Raw genomic sequence first — 22365 nt, forward strand, 5'->3', positions numbered from 1 at the left:
CCGTGACGAAGGAAACGGGATAGCCTGTCCCGTATGGCTTATAATCATCCCGCTGCGTGTTCCCGTAGGTACTGCACCATCCTTGATTTCACGGATTGATTACAATTTTCATTTCACATTCCATCAGCAATTCATCCAAGATAAAGCATTTACCTCTGATCAGTGTAATATTAAACACCTCCTGCAGGATTTCCACCTGGGTAGTAATCGTCTGTGAGACTGCCGCAAAACCGGTAACCTTCACTTTATTAATCCCTCCAATAAACCCTAAAGGGACTTCTTCGCCTATCTCCCTAGCTTCCAATCCCACCATTGCCGCTGCTGTCTGGGCAATATTTTCCAACATTCCCGATTCAGAAAAAAGATCACGATTCACAAAGATATTATCTGCTTCAACATCAAATTCTGACCTGATCTCTCCTTTAGAATACGCCACCACTCTGCTGATCATCACCATAGGAGCACGTTGGGGTATCAGAGAAATAACAGGAATTCCGGCTAATTGTTTTGCTGAAAGCATCAAAATGGATCTTGGTAAAAGTCGTAGTAATTAAACCACTGCTCTGGATATTGCTTCACTTTTTCTTCCAAAGCAACCACATAATTCGCCACAATTTCATGGATGTCACCGTCAGCCTTACATGGCTTGGTTGCACTAAACTCATATCCAAATTTACTGTGCTTCACCGCAAAAACGAAAGTATATTCAGCTTTAAGCTTATTTACTATGGAAAAGGGTCCTTCAGGAAAGTGCGCTTTCGAATTTAGAAAATTTGCTGTAATGGTTTTCGACCCCGGTAAAAAACGGTCCGCATTGATGCAGATCAATTCCTTCTGTTTGTAGTGTTTGTAGATTTTTACCAAATGTGACATATCCTCTTTGATCGGAATGATGTTGAAACTGGGCTTCGATCCTATCCTATCCAAATAGCTGTTGATTTTTTGCTCCTCGTTTTCGAACATCACCACATTGAGTGGTACATCCAGATTTTGAAGCAGGTTGCCGGCAATATCCCAATTCCCCACATGGGCAGAAAAAACAAATCCACCCTGCCCTGATTTCGCCATTCGGATCAGTTGATCCTCACCTTTCTGCCTGTAAAAAATATCTTTTCCCAGATCCATTGCCAGTGCGATCTTATCCAGGATACTTTGAGCCAACAAAAAGAAATTGGCTTTGCATAGAGCTTTTGCCTTTTGAGCAGAAAAGCCCAAGTGATTTTGATAGAAATCAAGAATATGCTCCTTGGGTTCCCGCGCAAAAATGTAATAATAAAAAGAAATAACTTTAAGCAAAATGTACGTATTGGACAAGCCAAAGACGCGAAGAGAACCCACTACTATTTTGTACCCAAGAACATTCCCCCTGCTTCTACCCGTCCATGAGGCCATTACTTCGCACTCACTTTATCAAAAATCAGGTCATAAAAATCCTGATAGGTACTCACAGACTTAAAATCTTCTCCTGTCACTTTGAATCCAAAATTATTCTCAATCACCACTACCAAATCCACGTAATCCAAACTATCCAATTCCAATGTATCCTTCAAACTGGCAGTAGGTTCAATGACGCTTTCATCCACCTCAAATTCCTCTACAAGGAAGTTATTTATCTTCTCTATTACGGTTTCCTTCGTCATATTTTCTTTATAATTAAAGTTGAATTAGTGCCTCCAAACCCGAAAGAATTCGAGACTATATGGCTTAACTCAGCTTTCTTTGAATGTGCAATAATATTAAGTTCCGAAGAAACTTCGTCAGGATTTTCGAAATTAATGTTCGGTGCAATGAAATTATTCTGCATCATCAGTAAGCAATAAACGATCTCACTGGCACCCGCCATCCAGCATTCATGGCCTGTCATGGACTTGGTAGAACTGATCGGGGTTTGCGATCCAAAGACCTCTTTAAGTGCCATTCCCTCAAATCTATCCCCCACGGGAGTCGATGTAGCATGGGCATTTACATAATCGATTTCCTCAGGATTCAGACCTGCTCCTTTCAGTGCCATGCGGATAGACCGTACCTGTCCGTCCATATTGGGGTTAGAGATATGTTCTCCATTGGAAGAAAAACCATAACCTACCAACTCCGCCAAAATAGTGGCTCCCCGAGCCGTAGCAGACTCGTAGCTCTCAATAATCAGTGTGGCAGCTCCTCCACTTGCCACCAGTCCATCCCTATCTCTATCAAAGGGACGGCAGGATGCTTTCGGATCATCCTCACGGGTAGAAAACACACCCAAGCCATCAAAACTCCCGAAAGCCAAAGGATTCACCTCTTGTGCTCCACCGACAATAATCATGTCTTGGATTCCGGCTTTGATCAATTGATATCCCATACCGATGGCATGCGAACCTGAAGCACAAGCCGCACTGATCGTATAATTGATACCCCGCAGCTTGTATATAGTCGCCAAATTCATGGTGACAGTACTGTTCATCGATTGAAAAATAGAACCTGAACCTACCAGTGTGGTATCCTTCTTTGCACGGATCGTATCCACTGCCTCTATCACTGCTTTCGCCGAAGAATCGTTTCCATAAATCACCCCCACCTCGTTCTCCTCAAAAAATGACAGGTCCAATCCTGCCATTCCCAGGGCTTCTTCTGTAGCTACGACAGCATATTTGGCTTCTTCACTAAGTGTATTACGTTGTTTTCTGCTGAGGACAGTTTTCAGATCAGGCTCTTCCACCAAGCCGGCCAACTTGGATCGAAATCCCATCCCCTCTCTAGCAGGATCAATCGAAATACCACTCAATCCATTTTGCAAAGAGTGCAGTACCTCCTCCAGATTTTTGCCAATGCAGGAATAAATCCCCATGCCTGTGATCACTACCCTGCTCATGAGATCCCTCCGTTTATGTTGATTACTTCACCGGTGATATAGGCGGCTTTTTCAGAAACAAGAAATGAAACCGTGCCTGCCACCTCTTCCGGTGTACCAAATCTATTCATTGGGATCATTTTTTTCAATTCATCCTCCGGCAAATCCTGCGTCATATCAGTGCTGATAAATCCCGGAGCTACCGCATTCACCGTTATTTTTCTTTTCGCCACTTCTTGCGCCAAAGACTTGGTAAAAGCAATCATACCTCCCTTGGAAGCTGAGTAATTCGTCTGCCCGGGTACACCTTTGACGCCCGCAAGGGAAGCGACATTGATGATGCGTCCATATCTTTTTCTCACCATATGATTGATCACAGCCTTTGTCACATTATAAGTACCTCGCAAATTGATGTCGATCACCTGATTAAAATCGTCCTTCTCCATGAAAACCAACAGATTGTCTTTGGTGATCCCCGCATTGTTCACCAACACTTTAATCTGATCCTCAGGATTTGATTTGATCCAAGTCTCTATAGTTTCCGTGGTCTTTTCGTAATCCTGAACTTTGAATTGCATCAATTCCCCCGTACCACCATTTGCTTCTATTGCAGCCAAAGTTTCCAGAGCAGCAGCCTCATTGTCAGCATAATTAATCAATATATGAAATCCATAATCCTGAGCCAGCGTGATAGCGATGGTTTTCCCAATACCTCTGGAGGCTCCTGTGATCAAGCAACAATCTCTCATTTTATACTCCTTCTTTACTTTGTAACAACTTAGCCTTTAATCTGGCCAATCCTTCATAATTAGGTCTGTCACCCTTTATCACTTCTATTTCTTCCCTCACAAAATCATACAACTCCTTCGAAGAGGTAGATAGTCGATCATAGCTCTGAGCTATATCAATCGCCTGCGCAATCGCAACCAACTGAACAGCCAATACCTCAAAGGTATTATTTATCACCCGCTCTGCCATGAGTGCTGAGTTTGTACCCATGCTCACAACATCCTGGTTATCTCCATTGTTCGGAATGGAATGAACATATACGGATGTACTGAGTGATTGATTTTCAGCCGTGGTGCTTACTGCCGTGAATTGCATCCCCTGTAAGCCAAAGTTGAATCCAAGCTTCCCCATATTCAGAAAAGCAGGGAACTTATTGTTCAACCGATCATTCATCAGGTAATTAATCTGTCTTTCCATCAGCATGCTCAGCTTAGCCACGCCGATTTTAAGCTTGTCCATCTCAAAAGAAATATAATCCCCATGAAAGTTTCCGCCATGATATACATTTCCGGTATCGGCACATACTATGGGATTGTCATTTGCCGAATTGATCTCCTCCTCCACTATTTTCTTGGCATTCAAAAAAGTATCATAAATGGGTCCGATGATCTGAGGTACACATCTAAGTGAGTAGTATTCCTGCACTTTCTCGGAGAAAAACTCTTGACCATCAATATATTTCTCATTAAAGAGATGATCTTTCCTGTTTTTCAAAACACTTCCGTCGACCAAAAAATCCCGCATCTTCCGGGCAACATATTGCTGTCCCGGATGAAGTTTTGCCCCGTTCAGTTCTTCACTAAAAGAATCCGTATAGGAGGCTGTCAGCTCATTCATCACAGAGGAAGCCAGCATACTGTAATGTAAGAGCGTGGATGTATGGATTAGATTAATAGTGGCCAATCCACTCATGCAGGAAGTCCCATTAATAAGGGACAGGCCATCTCTGAGATGAAGCTCGGTCGCCTTTAGATTGGCAATCTTGAGTGCTTGGGAGACAGGCATTAGTTCATCTTTGAAATACGCCTTTCCCTCTCCTATCAACCCCAACGCCAAATGCGCCAACTGAATCAAATCACCACTGGCACCAACTCCTCCATGCTGAGGAATAAGCGGGAAAATTCCATGCCCGATGTAGCTAGCCAGGGTCTCCAATACTTCTGGGCTGGTGCCCGAAAAGCCCAGTGCCAAAGTATTTAATCTACAGATCATAATGATCTTGGTAGCCTCGGGCGAGAGAAAATCACCCGTTCCGTTGGCGTGACTGCGGATCAAGTTATACTGAAGTTCTCTTAAATCATCTTCGGCTATACGATATTGAGCCATCGGCCCGAATCCCGTATTTATTCCATAAATCACTTTATTTTTGGAAAAATTCCTTAAAAATTGAAAAGACCGAATCGTCCTTTTCAATTGAGTTTCGGACAATACATAGGTATCATCATTCCTAAAATATCTTTTAATATCCTCCAACTGCAGATAATCACTCGGCAGATTTCCTTTCATCTGTTTATAATTTGATTTTCAATGGACACCCCGATGAGTCGGGGCAGGCTATGGAATCTCGCATGGCTGATAATCATCCCTCTCCGTGTTCCCGTAGATACGGGATCATGCTCGATTTCATATCACTAAAATAATATAAGTAACAAAACTAGGACATTTAGTATTCACGATAAACTTGAAGACCTATTTTAAACGAATATTTAAATGAGTTGCAAAGAACTTCCATAGGTAGATTGTAATATTGCACTTTGAGACCAAGAATTTGGTAGTTGGATTTTTATGCGTCAATTGATAAAATACCTCCCTGTATTTCTTTTTGTCCTGGTGCTGTCGGCAGGTGCTTTCAGTGCTTTGAATCTGGATATCCATGAAAATCTAAACAAGTCCATCCCTAAAAACCTAGACTTGAACGCCCTGCAGCCGGTGATTGAAAAAGGCGAACGTGCTGTGTTTTTCTCATTGGATATTCAAGATTTTCAAGGTGATAAGTATAAAATAGACAGTATAGGGAATATGCTGATCAACAGACTAAATGAAAATTTTGGAACCCAGATCAGCTCCCTTCAATATCGATCTGATATAGATCCCGATGTTTTCAATTCCATGGTCCAAGAACATCTTTATTTGTTTTTGGAGGAAAGTGACTACCATGCTATCGATAGTTTGCTGCAGAGAAAAAACCTTGTAACAGCCCTAGTTTCAAACAAAAAAACGCTCAACAGCACTCAGGGTTTTGGGATGGCACAGTCCATCTCAAATGACCCACTCCACTTTAGCCAATTGGCTTATAAAAATCTCTCAAAAGGTCTTTCTCTTCAAAGTATGCTTGCTACTGAAGGACTGTACATCTCGACAGATGGCACGAGCCTCATGATTAACGGTGAACTTATTTTTGATCCTAAGGAAGTAAGTAGTGTACAGCTTCTCGATACCCAACTTGCGGATTTCAAGAAATCTTGGAATCAGAATCCATCGCATGCCCATCTCGATTATTTCGGCTCATTTACGATTGTATCAGCCAATGCTCAACAGATCAAAAAAGACATTATTATCACAATAAATTTAGCGCTGCTTTTCATAGTAGGGCTGCTCTACTTTTATTACCGGAAGTTTTCCACCATTATGTTTTTTGTATTACCCGGCACTTTTGGGATTGCTGCGTCCATCACGTTGATCTACCTTTTTGCAGGAGGGATTTCACCTTTGGCACTGAGTGCCAGTGCAGTGATCATGGGAATTGTAGTGGATTATTCTTTTCACTTTTTTTCCCATCTGAGTCAGGACAAGGATGCAATCAAAACCCGAAACAGCATAGCTTTCCCATTAGTTGTCAGCAGTATCACCACAATTATCGCCTTCTTTTCATTGACTTTTGCAAATTCCGAAGCCCTGAGGGATTTTGGTATGTTTACGGGTCTGAGCCTATTATTCACGCTACTTTTCATCCTGTTCCTTTTTCCGCATCTAATCCTGCTTTTCGGTAAAAAAACAACGCAAAACGGAAGCAAAAAACTGGACAGCCTAATTGAAAAATTTAGCTCAGAAAAGATCAAACAGCCTAAATGGATACTCCTAGTCATTCTTCTGGCAACCGGATTTCTTGCCTTTTACGCGAATGACGTAGCGTTTGAAAATGATCTAAACAAGCTTAATTTCTATCCTGAGGAACTCAAAAAGAAAGAAATCGCCCATCAAAATCTGAATCCCGACACACAGAAGCGAATTACCGTAGTGGCTCACGGGAAGAATGAAAATGAAGCAGCTAAGCACAACAGAGCACTTTTCAAAACACTGACTCAGAACTCCTCTAAGACTAATCAGGAGGTAAATTCTATTGGCTCCTTTATTTTCCCGGAAGAAGAAATCTCACAAAAAGCAGAAGCTTGGATGGCTTTTTGGGATAAGAAAGGAGAAGCATTTACCAATCAATTTGCAGTAGTTTCCGATTCTTTGGGTTTCAGTTCCCGTGCTTTTTCTCCATTTCTAAGTAGCTTACAATCCACGCCGGAGAAGATCAACACCTTTGAATTTGCCGCTCAGTTTGAAAGTGTTCAAAAGCTGATTATTCATGACCGGAATACGAGTATTCTCACGACGGTAGTTTTTGACAAAGATGAGTATGGGCAGCTGAAGGAAACGATTGAGTCGGTGCAGGGAACATTTATCGTAGATGGGGAAAGCGTGGCAGAATCACTGGTCAATTCAGTGAAAGCCAACTTCAACCTGCTCCTTGTCATCGCCAGTGTACTGGTGTTTGTGACCATGCTGCTTGTGTATGGCAGATTGGAATTGACGCTGATTTCTTTTCTGCCAATGGTGTTGAGCTGGCTCTGGATTTTGGGTTTGGCGGCACTTTTTGATATCAAGTTCAACTTCATCAACATCATGATCGCCACGATCATCTTCGGTTTGGGAGATGATTTTGCCATATTCATCACCGACGGATTACAGACCAAGTATAAATATGGGAAAAACGGTCTGGCCACGAACAAAGCAGGAATATTGCTTTCGTCTATCAGTACAATTATTGGGACGGGGGTTTTGTTTTTCGGTCAACATCCCGCGATCAGGTCTATAGCGGCGATCAGTGTGATCGGAATCAGTACCATTGTAATTCTGAGTTTCGTGGTTCAGCCATTTTTATACACTATGCTGATCATCCGACGAACCGATCAGGGCAAGCCACCCTATACCTTGCTGGAATTAATCTTCAGTATTTTTGCCTTTACTTTTTTCTTCCTTGGCTGCATGATCAGCACCCTACTTACCGTGATCGTGCTGCTTGTCCCATTCTGGAAAGTGAAGAGCAAAAAACTTTTTGTACACCGACTAATACAATTTTTCACCTGGTCTTTGTTGAAATTCATGGTGTTTCTCAAGAAGCGCTACTACAATTATGAGTTGCTGGACTTTTCCAGACCTTCGGTGATCATAGCAAATCACAGTTCCTTTCTGGATATTTTGTACATCGCGATGCAGCATCCGAAAATTACGTTTTTGGTTGGTCCCTGGGTTTACAATTCACCTATTTTCGGCAAGTTTATCCGTTTTGCGGATTACATTCCGGCCTTCCTCCCTATTGAAGACAGTTTGGAAAAGCTGCACGGCTTGATCGCTGACGGCTACTCTATATTGGTATTCCCTGAGAGCCACCGATCTGTAGATGGAAAAATGACCCGATTCCACAAAGGCGCATTTTATCTAAGCGAGTTACTTCAGATTGATATTACGCCAGTACTGCTTCATGGCTTGCACTACAGCCTGCCAAAGGGTGATTACTATGTCAAGAGCGGATACTTAAATATGAAAGTCCTTCCTAGAATCTCAAACTCTGACAAAAGTTTTGGTCAAGGCTACAGCCAGCGGGCAAAAAACATTACCAAGTACTTCAAGGAGGAGCATGCACGATTCACCTTGGAAAGAGAAGATACTGACTATTTGGAAATCCCACTTACTTACGGGTATCTGTACAAGGGGCCAATTTTAGAATGGTACTTTAAAATAAAGTACCGTCATGAAAAACATAATTTTGAGCTGATTCACCAAGAGCTTATCGACAAAAGCAAAATCTATGATCTCGGCTGTGGCAATGGATTTTTAAGCTATTTTCTCAAACTGAAAAATCCGGAAAGAAGTATCATCGGAATAGATTACGACGAAAACAAAATAGCCATTGCAGAGAATTGTTACCTGAATGACGGCACCATGGAGTTTATTTCCGCTGATATTTCGGAGATAGATTTAGCTCCTGCAGAAGCCATTATCTTAATGGACGTTTTGCATTATCTGAATACGGAGAAAAAAAACAGGGTACTGGATCAATGCCTCAAAAGCTTGACAAATGACGGTATTCTTATCATCAAAGATGGTTTACTCAATGATTCCGAAAAACACAAGTGGACTGTCAATTCTGAGAAATGGAGCACCAAATGGATGAGATTTAACAAAGTAACAGATGAGCTTTCATTTTTTGACTTGGCATTTATTGAAAACTGGGCTTCCTCAAATCAACTGGAATTGAAAATCATGTCTGAGTCTAAGGACTCTAGCAACACGCTGATGGCGATTAAGAAAAGCTTTAGATAGATTGGCAGAATTCAGGAAAGAAGCATATGGTTTTAGTTTGTTCTTTTTTTTCAGATTCCAGTTTGTGTAATACAGATTTTCTTTTGGTGAAGGGCTGGTGTATACTTTGGAGGATCGTGTAAATATGAGCTTGGTTCCCGTTTGGTTTTGTGCATTTTCGGGTGGTGATGATTTTGTGGCCAATCGCTTGCCGGGAACATAAAGCTCTAAATCCTGCTATTGGAAGATATCGGGCGAGTCGTTTTGAAACCATAAATCAAATACGTATGTTTAAATAAAAAACACGTGTAATGAATACTAAACTCACATTAACGGTTGACAAGGCTATTATTGACAGGGCTAAATCGTATGCGAAAAATACCGGAAGAAGTTTATCTCAACTAATTGAAAACTATCTTATTACACTTACACAAGAAAGTTCCCAAAATGAGTTGTCTCCTAAATTAAAGAAAATAGTTGGCGCCGTGAAGCTTCCAAAGGACTTTGATGAGAAAAAGGAATTAAGAGCTGTTTTAGAATCCAAGCACCTATGAGTAAAGCTTTTTTAGATACAAATATAATTGTTGATCTCGTTGCTGACAGAAAACCTTTTAGTAAATATGCCATTGAAATTTTTCAAAAAGCTGAAGAAGGTGAACTAGAAATTTTCACTTCATCCCACTCGATAGCAACGACTCATTACTTACTAAAGAAGTATTTAGAAGAAAAAGAGTTACGTGAAGTATTGTCTAATCTACTTGACTATATAAAAGTAATTGCTGTGGATTTAGCTATAATAAAGAAAGGTCTTCGCTCAAACCACAAAGATTTTGAAGATTCTATTCAAATCTTCTGCGCATCTTCAATCGAGAATATTGACTATATCATTACTAGAAATATAAAGGATTTTAAAGAAAGCGAAATTAGGGTTATGACGCCAGACGAATTGTTATTAAACCTATAGTTGTTGCTCTGTGTAACAATCTATTGCAACAATTATGCAGTTAGCATTTAACCACAAGTCAGTTAAGGATTTAAGATCATTCCTAAACTGCCACTGCGTTTATAAACAGCCGGTTTCATGTGGTTATAATTGTTTTTCAATGGCCACATGGAATGCCCTACATAATCATTCCTCTGTGTGAGAAACCTTTCTCATGGGCATTTCATGTGATTATAACCGGCAGGCAGGCTCGATTTCAAGTAATCATACATTCTTTTACTCCTCTGCTACATTCACCGCTTTATTCTCAATATTGATCACATTTGCCAGAGTGGAGAGTATGGTGCGGTGCTTTTTCACAAACGGGTTTGTCAGATCCCAAACATGCCCGGCCAATACCGAGCATATCTTTTTTTTGATCTCTGCATTAATCTTTGGATTGAAGAAAATGGTTTGCAACTCTCCGTTATACCAGCCATTGACATAGGACCGGAAAACCTCTATACCATATTGCATTTCATCCTCATAGGCGGTTTTCCAATCTACGGATTCTCCATTCAATTCCTTCTCCACCAATTTTGCAGCAAGCAATCCGGAAACAGTTGCCAATGTGACCCCTGAAGAAAATACCGGATCCAGAAATTCCGTAGAGTTCCCGCACAGCACGTAGCCCTCTCCATACATTTGCTTTACCCCTACCGAGTATCCCAAAATCATGGTAGGATCACGCTTATACTCAGCTTCGGTAAATCTGCCCTTCAGCAATTCAAAACTCCTCACGAAGTTTAAGTATTCTTCGTAATTATCAGCGGCAAAAGCCTTTGTTTCTTCCGTCTCGGAAACCAAGCCAACGCTTGCCGTCCCATCTGAAAATGGAATCACCCAAATCCAGGAATTCTTATCGTCAAAAGGATAAATAAAGATATCATCTCCTTCTCTTCCTGTTCTCTTTTGATCTACAAAGTGCGCAAAGACAGCGCCTCTGGGCTTCTGAGCTGAGGATTTTTCCAAGTCAAACAACTTGGGCAGTACACGTCCATATCCGCTCGCATCGATAATAAAGGATGCTTCAACAGTCTTTTTCTCACCACTCTGCTCATAAGTCACTGAACGGTAATCTCCATCGATCTCCACGGAGGTCACGGTGCTCCCGAAGAGAAACTGTACTCCATTAGTTTTGGCAGCATCCACCAGGTCTTGATCAAAATTCATCCGCTGCACATTCCAAGTCCAATCCCAAGATTTCGAGAATTGCTGACTGAATAAGAATGTGCACGATTGGTTTTCTCTATTGTAATAAGAAGCTCCCATCTTCTTTTGGTAGCCTTTCTCAAGCAAAGGGGGCATCAAGCCTGCTTCCTCCAATGATTCCATGCACTTAGGCAAGAGACTTTCTCCAATCACAAATCTGGGAAACCCCTCTTTCTCCAATACAATCACCTCGAAGCCCTGCTTTACCAGATATCCTGAAGCCACAGCTCCAGCGGGACCTGCACCTATTACTACTATTTTCTTCATATCAATCCTATACCAAACCAGGCACTAAATCCCCAAAATGCACAATCATTGCAAAGCACTATCTTTTACTTACCTCGCCACCATGAGTAACCTGACTCACGGATATCCTTGACACACCGATAGAATCGAGTGAGTGAGGGTACTCACTTGGGCAAAAGCACCTGTATGCACGTAGCCCTATACTATTATCTTCATACCAAACCTTTGCCCACTTCCCCGCTAAATCTCAATCAAGCTAACTACCTCTTACCTGCCCTTTTTAGTAGCCTTCTCTTTGCTGCCCAATAGTTCATATATAGTTCGGGCCCAGTAGTTTCTAAGACCAAATCCTCTAGGTTTTTCCACAAAATACTCTGCCGAAACGACTTCAGAAGTTTGGGCATCGATTAGAATTAACCAATGTGAGCCCTTATTTGCTTTTTTGTTATAACACTCTGCCACCAAAAGCGCCGCTGTGCCTTGAATCCCGGACAAATCATATGATCTCGCAACAGTCTCAGCCTCTTCCCGGGTGATCTTATGATCCTCCTCCTGCACCATAGCCTTGGTATCAAGCCCCTCATTTATTTGATAGGTGTAAGACAAATCTATTGTCACATCAGAGGTGCCTAATGCCTTCTTTACATCATACTTGTCGGGCTCAGTGACTACAAAATCATTCCATGCCAGTAAAAATCTCGGTAAATCACCGGGCTCGGTAAATCCGGCAGCCCCTACAAATTTGGCCTGTGAGTAATCAATTCCTATCCAAGTGATAGGCCCATCAATTTTAGTAATCTCATTTTCCATAGGTGGGAAAAATGCCAGGAATGGAAGAATAAGGGAGCAAAATAAATTCATAACTTTGACGATTATTAATGTGAATATTCCTTCTCTTTTATTCAAAAGAATCAAGGGACTAAATTAGACTAGAATTGCGGAAGAAAAAACTCATCATTTCCGGAGTCATTTCTCTGTTGATTATCATCCCCTTAATTTTTATTAAAATTACGGTTTATCCCGCTCCGGAGTTACCGGAAATTCAGATTCAGAATCCACAACGGGAAACGGTAAACAGCACTACTTTTCGATACAAAAATAACTGGCTAAGAAAAAACGAGTCAGGAAATTGGGAAAGCTATATTGAGGGGACTGCTTACGAACGGGGTATAGCACTGGGACTTCTCCACAAGGAACTTATCCAAAGCCAGGAAACAGCTTTCGTGGGAGAGATCGAAAAACTTCTTCCATCAAGAATTCTGCGCACTGTAATGCAGTTGGGTCTTGGCTGGTTCAACCGTAACCTGGATAAAGACATTCCTGAGGAATATCTCCAGGAAATCTACGGAGTCTCCCAAAGCTTCTCTGATGACTATTCCTACATAGGACCAAAATTCAACAGGGTACTGAACTATCACGCCGCACATGACATCGGGCACATGGTCCAAAATATGAATCTGGTAGCTTGTACCGCTGTCTCACAATGGGATTTTGATTCCGGTGAGCCTGAGATGGTTTTGGGAAGGAATTTTGATTTTTACTTCGGGGATGAATTTGCGAAGGATAAAATTGTCCTATTCGTCAATCCAAGCGAAGGATACGACTTCGTTTCTGTGACTTGGGGAGGCTTCAGTGGAGTAGTATCGGGGATGAATGAAAAAGGGCTTACAGTCACACTGAATGCCCTTCCTTCAGAGATTCCTACCAAAAGCTCTACTCCAGTCTCCATTATCGCCAGAGATGTGATCCAATATGCCTCCACCATTGAAGAAGCCTATGAGATCATCTCCAAGTATGATGTGTTCGTGTCTGAATCATTCACAATAGCTTCCGCTCTGGACCAGACCACCGCTGTCATCGAAAAAACCCCTGAAAAAACAGCAATCTATTATCCCGAAGATAATCAGCTCATCGTGGCAAACCACTTCCAAAGCGATGAATACAAAAACTCGCAGCTTAATCTAGACCATATCCGGGATTCCGAATCCATGCCCCGATTTGATCGTATGAGAGAACTCACTGCTGACGACACCACTATTTCTGTAGAGAATACACTTCGATACATTCGCGATCAAAAAGGTCCCAATGGCAAGGAGTTGGGAATAGGAAATCCCATGGCAATCAATCAATTGTTGGCACATCATGCAGTGATTTTTGAACCTGTAAAAGGAATTGCATACATTTCTGCTGCACCGTTTCAAGAAAATGTATTCAATGCTTACAATGTAAGATCCATTAAAAACATGGCAGATCTCGACCCGATTCGTTCTCCTGAAATAGACTCATTGAGATTGGGTCAGGATCCGTTCTATACCAGTCTGGGGTTTTCAGATTATGAGCAATACAAAATTTTAAAGGTGGATTTTAAGACAGCTCCGGAGAAGAAAGTTTCAGAGAAAGGATTTATAGACAAGTGGATTGCTACAAACCCGGAATACTACGAACCTTATTTATTGCTGGCGGATTTCTACTTTAACCAAAAGGACTTTGCGTCGGCAAAAACTTACTACGAGCATGCCCAAAGTAAAGCAATCCCCTATCTTGGAATCAGCACCCACATCTCAGAAAACCTAACTAAATCAAATGAGAGGCATAGGAATTGACATCGTGGAGGTGAAGAGAATGGCGCAGAAATGCCAAAAACTATCATTTGTAAAGATGGTTTTCACTTCTGAAGAAGAAACGTATTGCCTAGCTCAGGGAAATTCTGATCAGTGCTTTGCTGCAAGATTTGCAGCAAAGGAAGCTTACATGAAAGCGGTAGGATTGGGATGGACAAGTGATGCCCAATTCCACGAAATAGAGCTCTATAAACTTGAATCCGGACAGCCTAAACTAAGATTACATGGAAATACGAAGAAGGCATTTGAAAAAGAAGGCTTTTCCGATATGCTTTTGACAATCAGTCACACTTCGCAAACTGCAGTAGCAGTGGTAATTGTAATTTAAAAAACATGAAATTGAGTATAGGGAGACATAAAGAGGGATGATTATCCAATATGTGAGATTCTCCCGAAACAAGTTCGGGACAGGCTATCTGACCATTAAAAATCAAAATATAAACAGATGAAAATCACTTCGGACAATCATATTGACTATCTGCCTGCTGATGAAATAGAAGCCAGGCAGGTAGAATTGCTGAAAAAACATCTGAGCTATACACTGGCCCACTCTCCGTTTTATAAAGACAAATTTTCAAAGCAGGACATCGCTGCTATTTCCAAACTTTCGGATTTTTCCAAATTCCCCAGAACATCAAAAAAAGACCTTGCCGAGTTCAATGCTGAATTCTTAAGCATTGTTCAACGAGAGGTAGTGGAATATGTAACCACCTCCGGGACTACAGGAAAGCCCGTAAGCATCGCACTCAGCAAAAATGACCTGGAGAGATTAGCCTATAATGAAGCCCGGTCACTCGAAATTGCCGGTTTTACAGCTGATGACATCGTCCAAATCACCACTACGCTGGACAAATGTTTTATGGCAGGAATGGCATATTACCTTGGATTGACAAAAATCGGTGCCGCTGTACTTCGGGCAGGGCAAGGTACACCTGAGTTTCACTGGGAAATGATCAGACAGGTCAATCCCACTTCATTGATAGCCGTTCCTTCTTTTCTTCAAAAATTAGGCTCGCATTCCAGTGCTATTTCCAATCGGATCACTAGAGCACTTTGCATAGGCGAGCCGCTGAGAAATGCTGATTTCAGCGATAATCAGCTGAGCAAAAACATCAAACAACACTGGAACATTGATCTGAGATCAACTTACGCTTCTACAGAAATGGCTACCGCATTCACAGAATGTCAAGAAAAGCAAGGCGGGCATCTACTTCCCGAGCTTATCATTCTGGAGATCTTGGATGAACATGGAAATGAAGTTGCAGATGGAGAACTTGGAGAAGTCACAGTGACTCCATTGGGTATCGAAGGGATGCCATTGGTTAGATTTCAAACCGGCGACCTTGCCAGGAAACATGCGGACACCTGCGCCTGCGGTAGAAACACCCCGCGACTTGGCCCCATAGAAGGGCGGTTGGCTCAGATGATCAAGCTGAAAGGCACGACAATTTACCCGAATCAGATTGAAGAAATCCTTCACAACTATCCTTCTGCAAGTCCTTACCTTATCGAAATTGACCGGGATTACAACGGTTTAGATGAGGTGAGTATAGTGCTACCTGAAACTTTTACAGAGGAAGAATCCTACAATCTTCTTATTGGATTGCAGGCAAGACTTCGAGTAAAACCGACTATAAAGAAATCATCCGCTTCAGCTATCCAGCAGTTACTTTTCCGTGGAAATAGCAGAAAGCCAAAAAAGATAATTGATCATAGAAATGCCTCATTTTAAAGAAGAATATGACATTGTCATCATAGGATCAGGACTTGGAGGTTTGCTCTGCGGATACGTGCTGGCAGAGGAAGGAAAGTCCGTCTGTATTCTTGAGAAAAACGCACAAATAGGCGGGAATCTCCAGACGTTCAAACGGGACAAGGTTAAATTCGATTCCGGAGTTCACTACATAGGCGGTTTGGAAAAAGGTCAGGCGCTTTATCCCTTTTTCAGATACTTCAACCTCATGGACAACGTGGAAAAAGAACTTCTGGATAAGGATGCTTACGATGTGATTTCTTTTGAAAATGATGGCATACACTACCCACATGGGCAGGGATACGAAAATTTTGTACTGCAACTGCTCAAGTATTTCCCCCAAGAGGAAAAAGGATTAAGGAAATACTGTGAGGAAATTAAGCGCATTTGCGAAAAATTTGAATGGTATAATTTAGCTAAGGATTATTCGGAAACTGATGAAATGAGCACTTTCAGCCTGAGTGCCAAGGAAGTGATAGCCTCATGTACCGGTAATCAAAAACTTCAGCAGGTGCTTGCAGGATCAAACTTACTCTATGCCGGGGAGGGAGAATCCTCTCCTTTTTATATTCATGCACTGATTATAGATTCCTATATCGGAAGTGCTTACAAGCTAAAACATAGTGATCAGATCTCGAAGCAGCTTCGCAAAGACATCAAGAAAATGGGTGGAGATATTTTCATTGACACTGAAGTAACCAAAATCCACAATACTCCTAAGCTTATTGAGTACGTGGAGCTTGCCAATGGACAAAAAGTCAGAGGAAAACAGTTTATATCCAACATCCATCCCACCCGGACTTTCAGTTTACTGAATACCGAAGGGCTTCGGAAAGTGAATGTCAACCGTATGCTACAGCTGGATAACACCACTTCCTCCTTTATCATGTACATCAAATTAAAACCCGATACCTTCAAGTTCTCAAATTCTAACCGATATCATTTCATAGACGGAGATGTATGGAGTGCGCACAAATACGAGCCCGACAATTGGTTGAAAGCCTTGGCAATTTTCAATTCCAGACCAAACGCCAATACAGACTATGCGCATACCCTTACCGCTATGGCATACATGAAGTATGAAGACGTGAAAAAATGGGAGAACAGTTTCAACACCACGCTTAGCGAAAGCGAGAGATCCGATGAATATATGAAATTCAAAAAAGAAAAAGCTGAGGAAATAATAGCAGCACTCTGTAAGATCTATCCGGACTTTGATAAATGCATAGAGAGCTGGTATACAGCTACGCCACTCACCCAGCGGGATTACATCGGAACTATGGAAGGGGGACTGTATGGCATCAAGAAGGATTACAATGCGCCTGTAAAGTCATTTATCAGTGCCAATACCAAACTGGAAAATTTATTTCTAACAGGCCAAAATGTAATTCTTCATGGAGTACTGGGAGTGACCATCAGCGCCATGGTCACCTGCCAGTTTATTCTAGGAAAAAAACACATGCTGGATAAGCTAAAGGCTTTTGTCTGATTCAAATTAGCTTCTATAACGAAGAATAAGCTCCAAGCTGAAAGTCAATTGCTGTTTTAAAAAATGTGATTGTCCGCTTTTCTGCCAATAAAGCGGCTAAAGCAATATAGAATTTGGTAATCCCGATAGCCATCGGGACATTGAGGCCACTTCGGCCTTCCGTCTTCGGTCATCCAACCGGGTGAGCAAAGAAATTTCAGCTACTGGCATCATTGCAGATAATCATTTAATAAAATGCATGCTATTCATTTCATCTCCAGACCTCTGAAATCAATATGACTTAGGGCTTTCATGCTTTTTTATAACAAGCTATGGCGGGACAAACTGTACTATCTCCCAAAATACTACGTTAGGCTTAACTAGCATTAACAAATAATCCTTAAAGAAAAAAACACGTATTCCATAGGCTTACGGGATAATCGGAAGGCTAATCAATACACTGGTTTTCAAAAACTTGAATCAAAAGATTATTCTAAGCTTCAGTCAAATCCCAAATTACAGGTTGTTTCGGAAAAGCTAAAAAAAGCGGAGAGATCAGCCGGAAAAGAATTCATTTTGCTTAATATTGAGATTAAATTACTCTTCAATCAACACCATGGGAAAAATCATTGCCATAGCCAATCAGAAAGGCGGAGTAGGCAAAACTACCACTGCGATGAACCTTGCGGCTAGTTTAGCTGTCCTGGAATATAAGACCCTGGTGATTGACGCTGATCCGCAGGCCAATACCACCTCCGGGCTGGGTCATGATCCCAAATCCATCAATACCAGTATTTATGAATGCATGGTAGATGGAATTGACGTCAAAGAGATCATCCATAGTACAGAAATAGAGTATCTGGATTTGGTACCATCCCACATTGATCTTGTCGGTGCTGAGGTGGAAATGATCAATCTGGACAACAGAGAAGAGAAGATGAAAGAGGTCATCCATGAGTTAAAAGACCTGTATGATTTCATCATCATAGATTGTTCTCCTTCATTGGGATTGATTACGATCAATGCCCTTACAGCGGCAAATTCCGTAATTATTCCCGTTCAGTGCGAATATTTTGCATTGGAAGGATTGGGTAAATTATTGAATACAATAAAAATCATCCAGACCAGACTAAACCCGGATCTGGAAATAGAAGGCATCTTACTTACCATGTATGACGTCAGACTTCGTCTTTCCAACCAAGTGGTGGAAGAAGTAAAACTACATTTCAAAAACATGGTATTCGATACCATTATTCCCCGCAATGTAAGACTTAGCGAGGCACCTAGTTTTGGTTTACCTGCGATTTCCTTTGATGCTGACGGAAAAGGCGCAGTCGCCTATTTGAATTTGGCAGGCGAAATAGTACAGAAAAATGACTTGCAAAAAGTGACCAAATAACCATGTCAGACCAAAAACCGAATCGTAAAAAAAGTGTCTTGGGTAGAGGTCTTGGAGCCTTACTCGAAGATAGCCCTGCCAAACATAAATCTGAGGAAATTTTGCCTGAAGTAGTTAAAACCGGCATTTTCGAAATTCCTCTTACTCAAATCCAAGTCAATCCATTTCAGCCCCGGGTTCACTTTGATAAAGATGCGTTGGCAGAGCTGGCAGAATCCATCAAAGTTCAGGGGATTATTCAGCCTATTACAGTCAGAAAACTGGATAGTGATGAATATCAGCTAATCTCGGGAGAGCGCAGATTTCAGGCTTCAAAAATTGCAGGATTAAGTCAAATTCCGGCATACGTACGTACGGCCAACGACCAGCAGATGCTGGAAATGGCACTAATCGAAAACATTCAGCGTGAAAATCTAAATGCTCTGGAAATCGCCCAATCCTATCAGCGACTGCTGGCAGAGTGTGACTTGAAGCAGGAAGAATTAGGAGAGCGTGTTGGAAAAAACAGAACGACTGTTAACAATTATTTACGTCTGCTCAAGCTCCCTCCCACTATCCAAGGTGCAATCCGTGATCAGCAACTTTCTATGGGGCATGCCCGTGCATTGATCAATGTAGAAGATGTGGATGTTCAACTCGCGATTTTCAAAAAAGCCGTAGAGGAAGAACTTAGCGTGCGAAAAGTGGAAGCAATGGTAAAGGCTTTAAGTGAAGGCAAACCTGAAAAACCCGCCGCTCCGGAACTTGATCCTGTCCGGAAATATGAGATCAATAAACTTCAGCAGCAACTAGCTTCGCACTTTGGAACCAAAGTGGCATTAAAGTCTAATCCCAAAAATAAAGGAGAAATAAAGATCCCCTTTAATTCTGCATCGGATCTGAATCGGATTCTGGAAATCCTGGAAATCATCTAATCTTGAAGCCCCGAGTGTTTCATAGCAAATTCCGTATAAAAGCCCCGCTGATTTTAGTGGGTCTTTTGCTTTTCTGTTTGAGCCTGAGCAGCACATTATTTGCACAGGAAACAGGAGAGCCAGAGACTTCAAAACCGGAAACTGATTATCCACTACTCCCAAAAAATCCGAAAAAAGCCACTATTCTTTCGGCAATTTTACCCGGAGCAGGACAAGTGTATAATGGTAAATCGTGGAAAGTCCCTATTATTTATGGAGGGCTCATTACAAATGTTTACTTTATTAACTTCAACGACCGTCGATATCAGATTTTCAAGGAATCGTTGGCTAATTTTGACAATGATCTTCCCAATGATTTCCCAAGCTTAAACCGTGATGGATTAGTACGGAATGTAAATTATTGGCGAAGAAACCGTGATCTTTGCTACCTCGTTTTGGCAGGGATCTATGCACTGAATATAGTCGATGCGAATGTGGATGCCCACCTGTCGGGATTTGATGTCTCTGACGATATTGCATTGAAATTTGAACCTCACTTCGAAAGCTTTTCATCTAACAATAGATCTGTAGGACTTTCTGTGAAAATTTACTTTTAACATGAATATATTACTTCTAGGCTACGGAAAAATGGGCCAATTGATAGGTCAACTGGCAGAATCCCGTGGTCACAGCATAGCCGGCAAAATCACTATCGACAACCGTGACGAGTTGAATTCTCTGGATCCCGAGGTTATAGATGTGGCAATAGAGTTTAGCCAGCCTGAAGCAGCGGTAGAAAACATCAAATGGGCAATAGAACAAGGTATACCTATTGTCTCCGGCACCACCGGTTGGCTTGATCAAAAACCGGAAATCGATCAACTTACCCTAGCAAAGAACGGAGCCTTTTTCTATGCCTCAAACTATAGCATAGGAGTCAACATCTTTTTCAAAGTCAACGAGTTCCTAGCCAAGCTGATGAACGAAACGACCGGGTACAAAAGCTCTGTAGAAGAGATCCATCATACAGCCAAATTAGACGCTCCTTCCGGAACAGCAATCACTTTGGCCGAAGGCATCATCAAAAACATAACTGGACTGAACACCTGGGAGCTGACCGAAGGAACGATCGAAAATGAACATTCGCTTCCCATTACTTACAAACGCATAGATCCGGCTCCGGGGACACACATTATACGCTATTCGTCTGAAATCGACGATATTGAAATCACTCACACCGCACATAGCAGACAGGGCTTTGCTCTTGGCGCAATTTTGGTAGCGGAGTGGATTCAAGGAAAGAAAGGCGTGCTTTCCATGGATGATTTTCTATCTTTCTGAACTTAAAAACCAATCATGAGTAAGTCAACTAAAAAAAAATCAGCCGCCAGAGAATGGGGTGACGCCTTGATTTTTGCAGTAGTAGCAGCCAGTTTGATCCGATGGCTACTATTGGAGCCATTCACGATCCCCACAGCCTCGATGGAAAAATCACTTTTGGTGGGCGATTTCCTTTTCGTAAGTAAAATGCATTACGGAACGAGGTTCCCCATGACTCCGTTGCAAGTCCCTCTTACCCATCAGAAAATCTGGGGAACCGAAATCCCATCCTATTCAGATGCTATCAAGATCCCTTATTTCAGGCTGCCCGGCTTTTCCAATGTGGAAAGAAATGATGTGGTCGTATTCAATTACCCCGTAGAGTTCCAGTATCCAACTGACCTAAAAACCAACTACATCAAGCGGGCAATCGGTATCGCCGGAGATGTAGTCGAAGTACGGGAAGGAAATGCTTACGTAAATAACGAAGCTTCTCCCAAGCCTGAGGAAATGCAGTATTCATACGATGTGATTACCAATAGACCTCTTACAGAAGATTTCTTCAAGCAACACAACGTCAATCCTGAAAGTCACTTGACCTTTAGCGATGGCTCAGGCTACTTGGTTTTTGCCACTGAAGAGGTGATAAATAAGTTAAAAGCATCACCCGTGGTGACCTCTGTGACTAAACGAATCCAGAAAAGCGGTGGAGAATCAGGTGTTTTTCCTGATGGAATGGCCTTGGGATGGAACCGTGACAATTACGGCCCGCTTAAAATCCCTGCAAAAGGCTGGACAATCGAGATGACCGATGAGAATGTGATGAAATACAGTTTCACTATCGAAAAGTATGAAGGGCTAAAGAATGTGGAAGTAAAAGAAGGGCAACTCTTTATAGATGGTCAAAAAGTAGACAGCTATACTTTCAAACAGAATTATTACTTTATGATGGGTGACAATCGTCACGATTCGCTGGATTCCCGCTATTGGGGATTTGTGCCGGAAGACCATATCGTAGGTAAAGCTTGGTTCCTGTGGCTTTCACTGGATAAGCATGAATCGATGTTCAGCAAAATCCGTTGGAGCAGAATATTTAGAGGAATAAATTAAGCTTTAAGAGGCTGTCTCAAATGTCAAATTTTCCCGTCATTACGAGTGAAACGAAGTAATCTCAATGTACTTTAGAGTACGTATAACAAGATTGCTTCTCCGCCTGTGGCGGATCGCAATGACGAGTACTTATGAGACAGCCTCTTTTTTTTGAAAATTTTTAACCGCGGA

20 protein-coding genes are annotated in these 22365 nt (G+C 41.8%); 12 read left to right on the top strand and 8 right to left on the bottom strand.

From position 1 onward, the window contains the following. Positions 1 to 88: 88 nt before the first annotated feature. The 6 genes from J2X69_RS07015 to J2X69_RS07040 are packed head-to-tail and all read right to left on the bottom strand — an operon-like array spanning position 89 to position 5125. On the bottom strand, positions 89 to 520 hold the full coding sequence (locus J2X69_RS07015; RefSeq protein WP_310100674.1) for a 3-hydroxyacyl-ACP dehydratase: 432 nt from the start codon (positions 518 to 520) through the stop codon (positions 89 to 91). Then, the gene (locus tag J2X69_RS07020) at positions 520 to 1392 is read right to left on the bottom strand and encodes a lysophospholipid acyltransferase family protein (RefSeq protein WP_310100676.1); all 873 of its coding nucleotides are present in this window, start codon (positions 1390 to 1392) and stop codon (positions 520 to 522) included. The genes J2X69_RS07015 and J2X69_RS07020 overlap by 1 nt, the downstream gene beginning before the upstream one ends. After that, positions 1392 to 1640, bottom strand: a complete 249-nt coding sequence (locus J2X69_RS07025) for an acyl carrier protein (protein WP_310100678.1) — start codon at positions 1638 to 1640, stop codon at positions 1392 to 1394. The genes J2X69_RS07020 and J2X69_RS07025 overlap by 1 nt, the downstream gene beginning before the upstream one ends. Then, positions 1637 to 2851 carry a beta-ketoacyl-[acyl-carrier-protein] synthase family protein gene (locus J2X69_RS07030; RefSeq protein WP_310100680.1) on the bottom strand — a complete coding sequence of 405 codons (1215 nt, stop codon included), beginning with the start codon at positions 2849 to 2851 and terminating at the stop codon, positions 1637 to 1639. Before J2X69_RS07030 ends, J2X69_RS07025 begins: the two co-directional genes overlap by 4 nt. Next, positions 2848 to 3579 carry a 3-oxoacyl-ACP reductase FabG gene (gene fabG / locus J2X69_RS07035; protein ID WP_310100682.1) on the bottom strand — a complete coding sequence of 244 codons (732 nt, stop codon included), beginning with the start codon at positions 3577 to 3579 and terminating at the stop codon, positions 2848 to 2850. The genes J2X69_RS07030 and fabG overlap by 4 nt, the downstream gene beginning before the upstream one ends. 1 nt (position 3580) lies before the next feature. Then, the gene (locus J2X69_RS07040) at positions 3581 to 5125 is read right to left on the bottom strand and encodes an aromatic amino acid ammonia-lyase (protein WP_310100684.1); all 1545 of its coding nucleotides are present in this window, start codon (positions 5123 to 5125) and stop codon (positions 3581 to 3583) included. 279 nt (positions 5126 to 5404) lie between these two features. On the opposite strand from J2X69_RS07040, the gene J2X69_RS07045 reads away from it, so the two are divergent. From J2X69_RS07045 to J2X69_RS07055, 3 genes are all read left to right on the top strand, one after another. Continuing rightward, positions 5405 to 9211 (top strand): methyltransferase domain-containing protein, encoded by a 3807-nt coding sequence (locus J2X69_RS07045; protein WP_310100686.1) that lies wholly within the window; start codon positions 5405 to 5407, stop codon positions 9209 to 9211. 290 nt (positions 9212 to 9501) lie between these two features. Continuing rightward, positions 9502 to 9744 (top strand): DUF6364 family protein, encoded by a 243-nt coding sequence (locus tag J2X69_RS07050; RefSeq protein WP_310100688.1) that lies wholly within the window; start codon positions 9502 to 9504, stop codon positions 9742 to 9744. Then, positions 9741 to 10154, top strand: a complete 414-nt coding sequence (locus J2X69_RS07055) for a PIN domain-containing protein (RefSeq protein ID WP_310100690.1) — start codon at positions 9741 to 9743, stop codon at positions 10152 to 10154. The genes J2X69_RS07050 and J2X69_RS07055 overlap by 4 nt, the downstream gene beginning before the upstream one ends. Before the next feature lie 255 nt (positions 10155 to 10409). Here the strand turns inward: J2X69_RS07055 and J2X69_RS07060 are convergent, their stop codons facing one another. Both J2X69_RS07060 and J2X69_RS07065 read right to left on the bottom strand, forming a co-directional pair. Continuing rightward, the gene (locus J2X69_RS07060; RefSeq protein ID WP_310100692.1) at positions 10410 to 11651 is read right to left on the bottom strand and encodes an NAD(P)/FAD-dependent oxidoreductase; all 1242 of its coding nucleotides are present in this window, start codon (positions 11649 to 11651) and stop codon (positions 10410 to 10412) included. 246 nt (positions 11652 to 11897) lie between these two features. Next, positions 11898 to 12491: a hypothetical protein gene (locus J2X69_RS07065; RefSeq protein WP_310100694.1), complete on the bottom strand. Its 594-nt coding sequence runs from the start codon at positions 12489 to 12491 to the stop codon at positions 11898 to 11900. 74 nt (positions 12492 to 12565) lie between these two features. On the opposite strand from J2X69_RS07065, the gene J2X69_RS07070 reads away from it, so the two are divergent. The 9 genes from J2X69_RS07070 (at position 12566) to lepB (ending at position 22194) form a co-directional block, all read left to right on the top strand. Beyond that, positions 12566 to 14233, top strand: coding sequence for a C45 family peptidase (locus J2X69_RS07070; RefSeq protein WP_310100697.1), 1668 nt, complete (start codon positions 12566 to 12568; stop codon positions 14231 to 14233). Beyond that, positions 14214 to 14579, top strand: a complete 366-nt coding sequence (gene acpS, locus J2X69_RS07075) for a holo-ACP synthase (RefSeq protein ID WP_310100699.1) — start codon at positions 14214 to 14216, stop codon at positions 14577 to 14579. The genes J2X69_RS07070 and acpS overlap by 20 nt, the downstream gene beginning before the upstream one ends. A 117-nt stretch (positions 14580 to 14696) precedes the next feature. Further along, positions 14697 to 15983 carry an AMP-binding protein gene (locus J2X69_RS07080; RefSeq protein WP_310100701.1) on the top strand — a complete coding sequence of 429 codons (1287 nt, stop codon included), beginning with the start codon at positions 14697 to 14699 and terminating at the stop codon, positions 15981 to 15983. Next, the gene (locus J2X69_RS07085) at positions 15970 to 17493 is read left to right on the top strand and encodes an NAD(P)/FAD-dependent oxidoreductase (RefSeq protein ID WP_310100703.1); all 1524 of its coding nucleotides are present in this window, start codon (positions 15970 to 15972) and stop codon (positions 17491 to 17493) included. Before J2X69_RS07080 ends, J2X69_RS07085 begins: the two co-directional genes overlap by 14 nt. A 595-nt stretch (positions 17494 to 18088) precedes the next feature. Further along, positions 18089 to 18871, top strand: coding sequence for an AAA family ATPase (locus J2X69_RS07090; protein WP_310100705.1), 783 nt, complete (start codon positions 18089 to 18091; stop codon positions 18869 to 18871). A gap of 2 nt (positions 18872 to 18873) precedes the next feature. After that, the gene (locus tag J2X69_RS07095) at positions 18874 to 19785 is read left to right on the top strand and encodes a ParB/RepB/Spo0J family partition protein (protein ID WP_310100707.1); all 912 of its coding nucleotides are present in this window, start codon (positions 18874 to 18876) and stop codon (positions 19783 to 19785) included. Between the two features lie 2 nt (positions 19786 to 19787). Further along, positions 19788 to 20381 (top strand): DUF5683 domain-containing protein, encoded by a 594-nt coding sequence (locus J2X69_RS07100; protein WP_310100709.1) that lies wholly within the window; start codon positions 19788 to 19790, stop codon positions 20379 to 20381. Position 20382: 1 nt separating this feature from the next. Beyond that, positions 20383 to 21105, top strand: coding sequence for a 4-hydroxy-tetrahydrodipicolinate reductase (gene dapB, locus J2X69_RS07105; protein WP_310100711.1), 723 nt, complete (start codon positions 20383 to 20385; stop codon positions 21103 to 21105). A gap of 15 nt (positions 21106 to 21120) precedes the next feature. Continuing rightward, a complete protein-coding gene (gene lepB / locus J2X69_RS07110) occupies positions 21121 to 22194 on the top strand; it encodes a signal peptidase I (protein ID WP_310100713.1) in 1074 nt (357 codons plus the stop codon). The last annotated feature ends 171 nt before the right edge of the window (positions 22195 to 22365 follow it).

The organism is Algoriphagus sp. 4150, from assembly GCF_031457395.1.
In the GTDB taxonomy this organism is placed as follows: domain Bacteria; phylum Bacteroidota; class Bacteroidia; order Cytophagales; family Cyclobacteriaceae; genus Algoriphagus.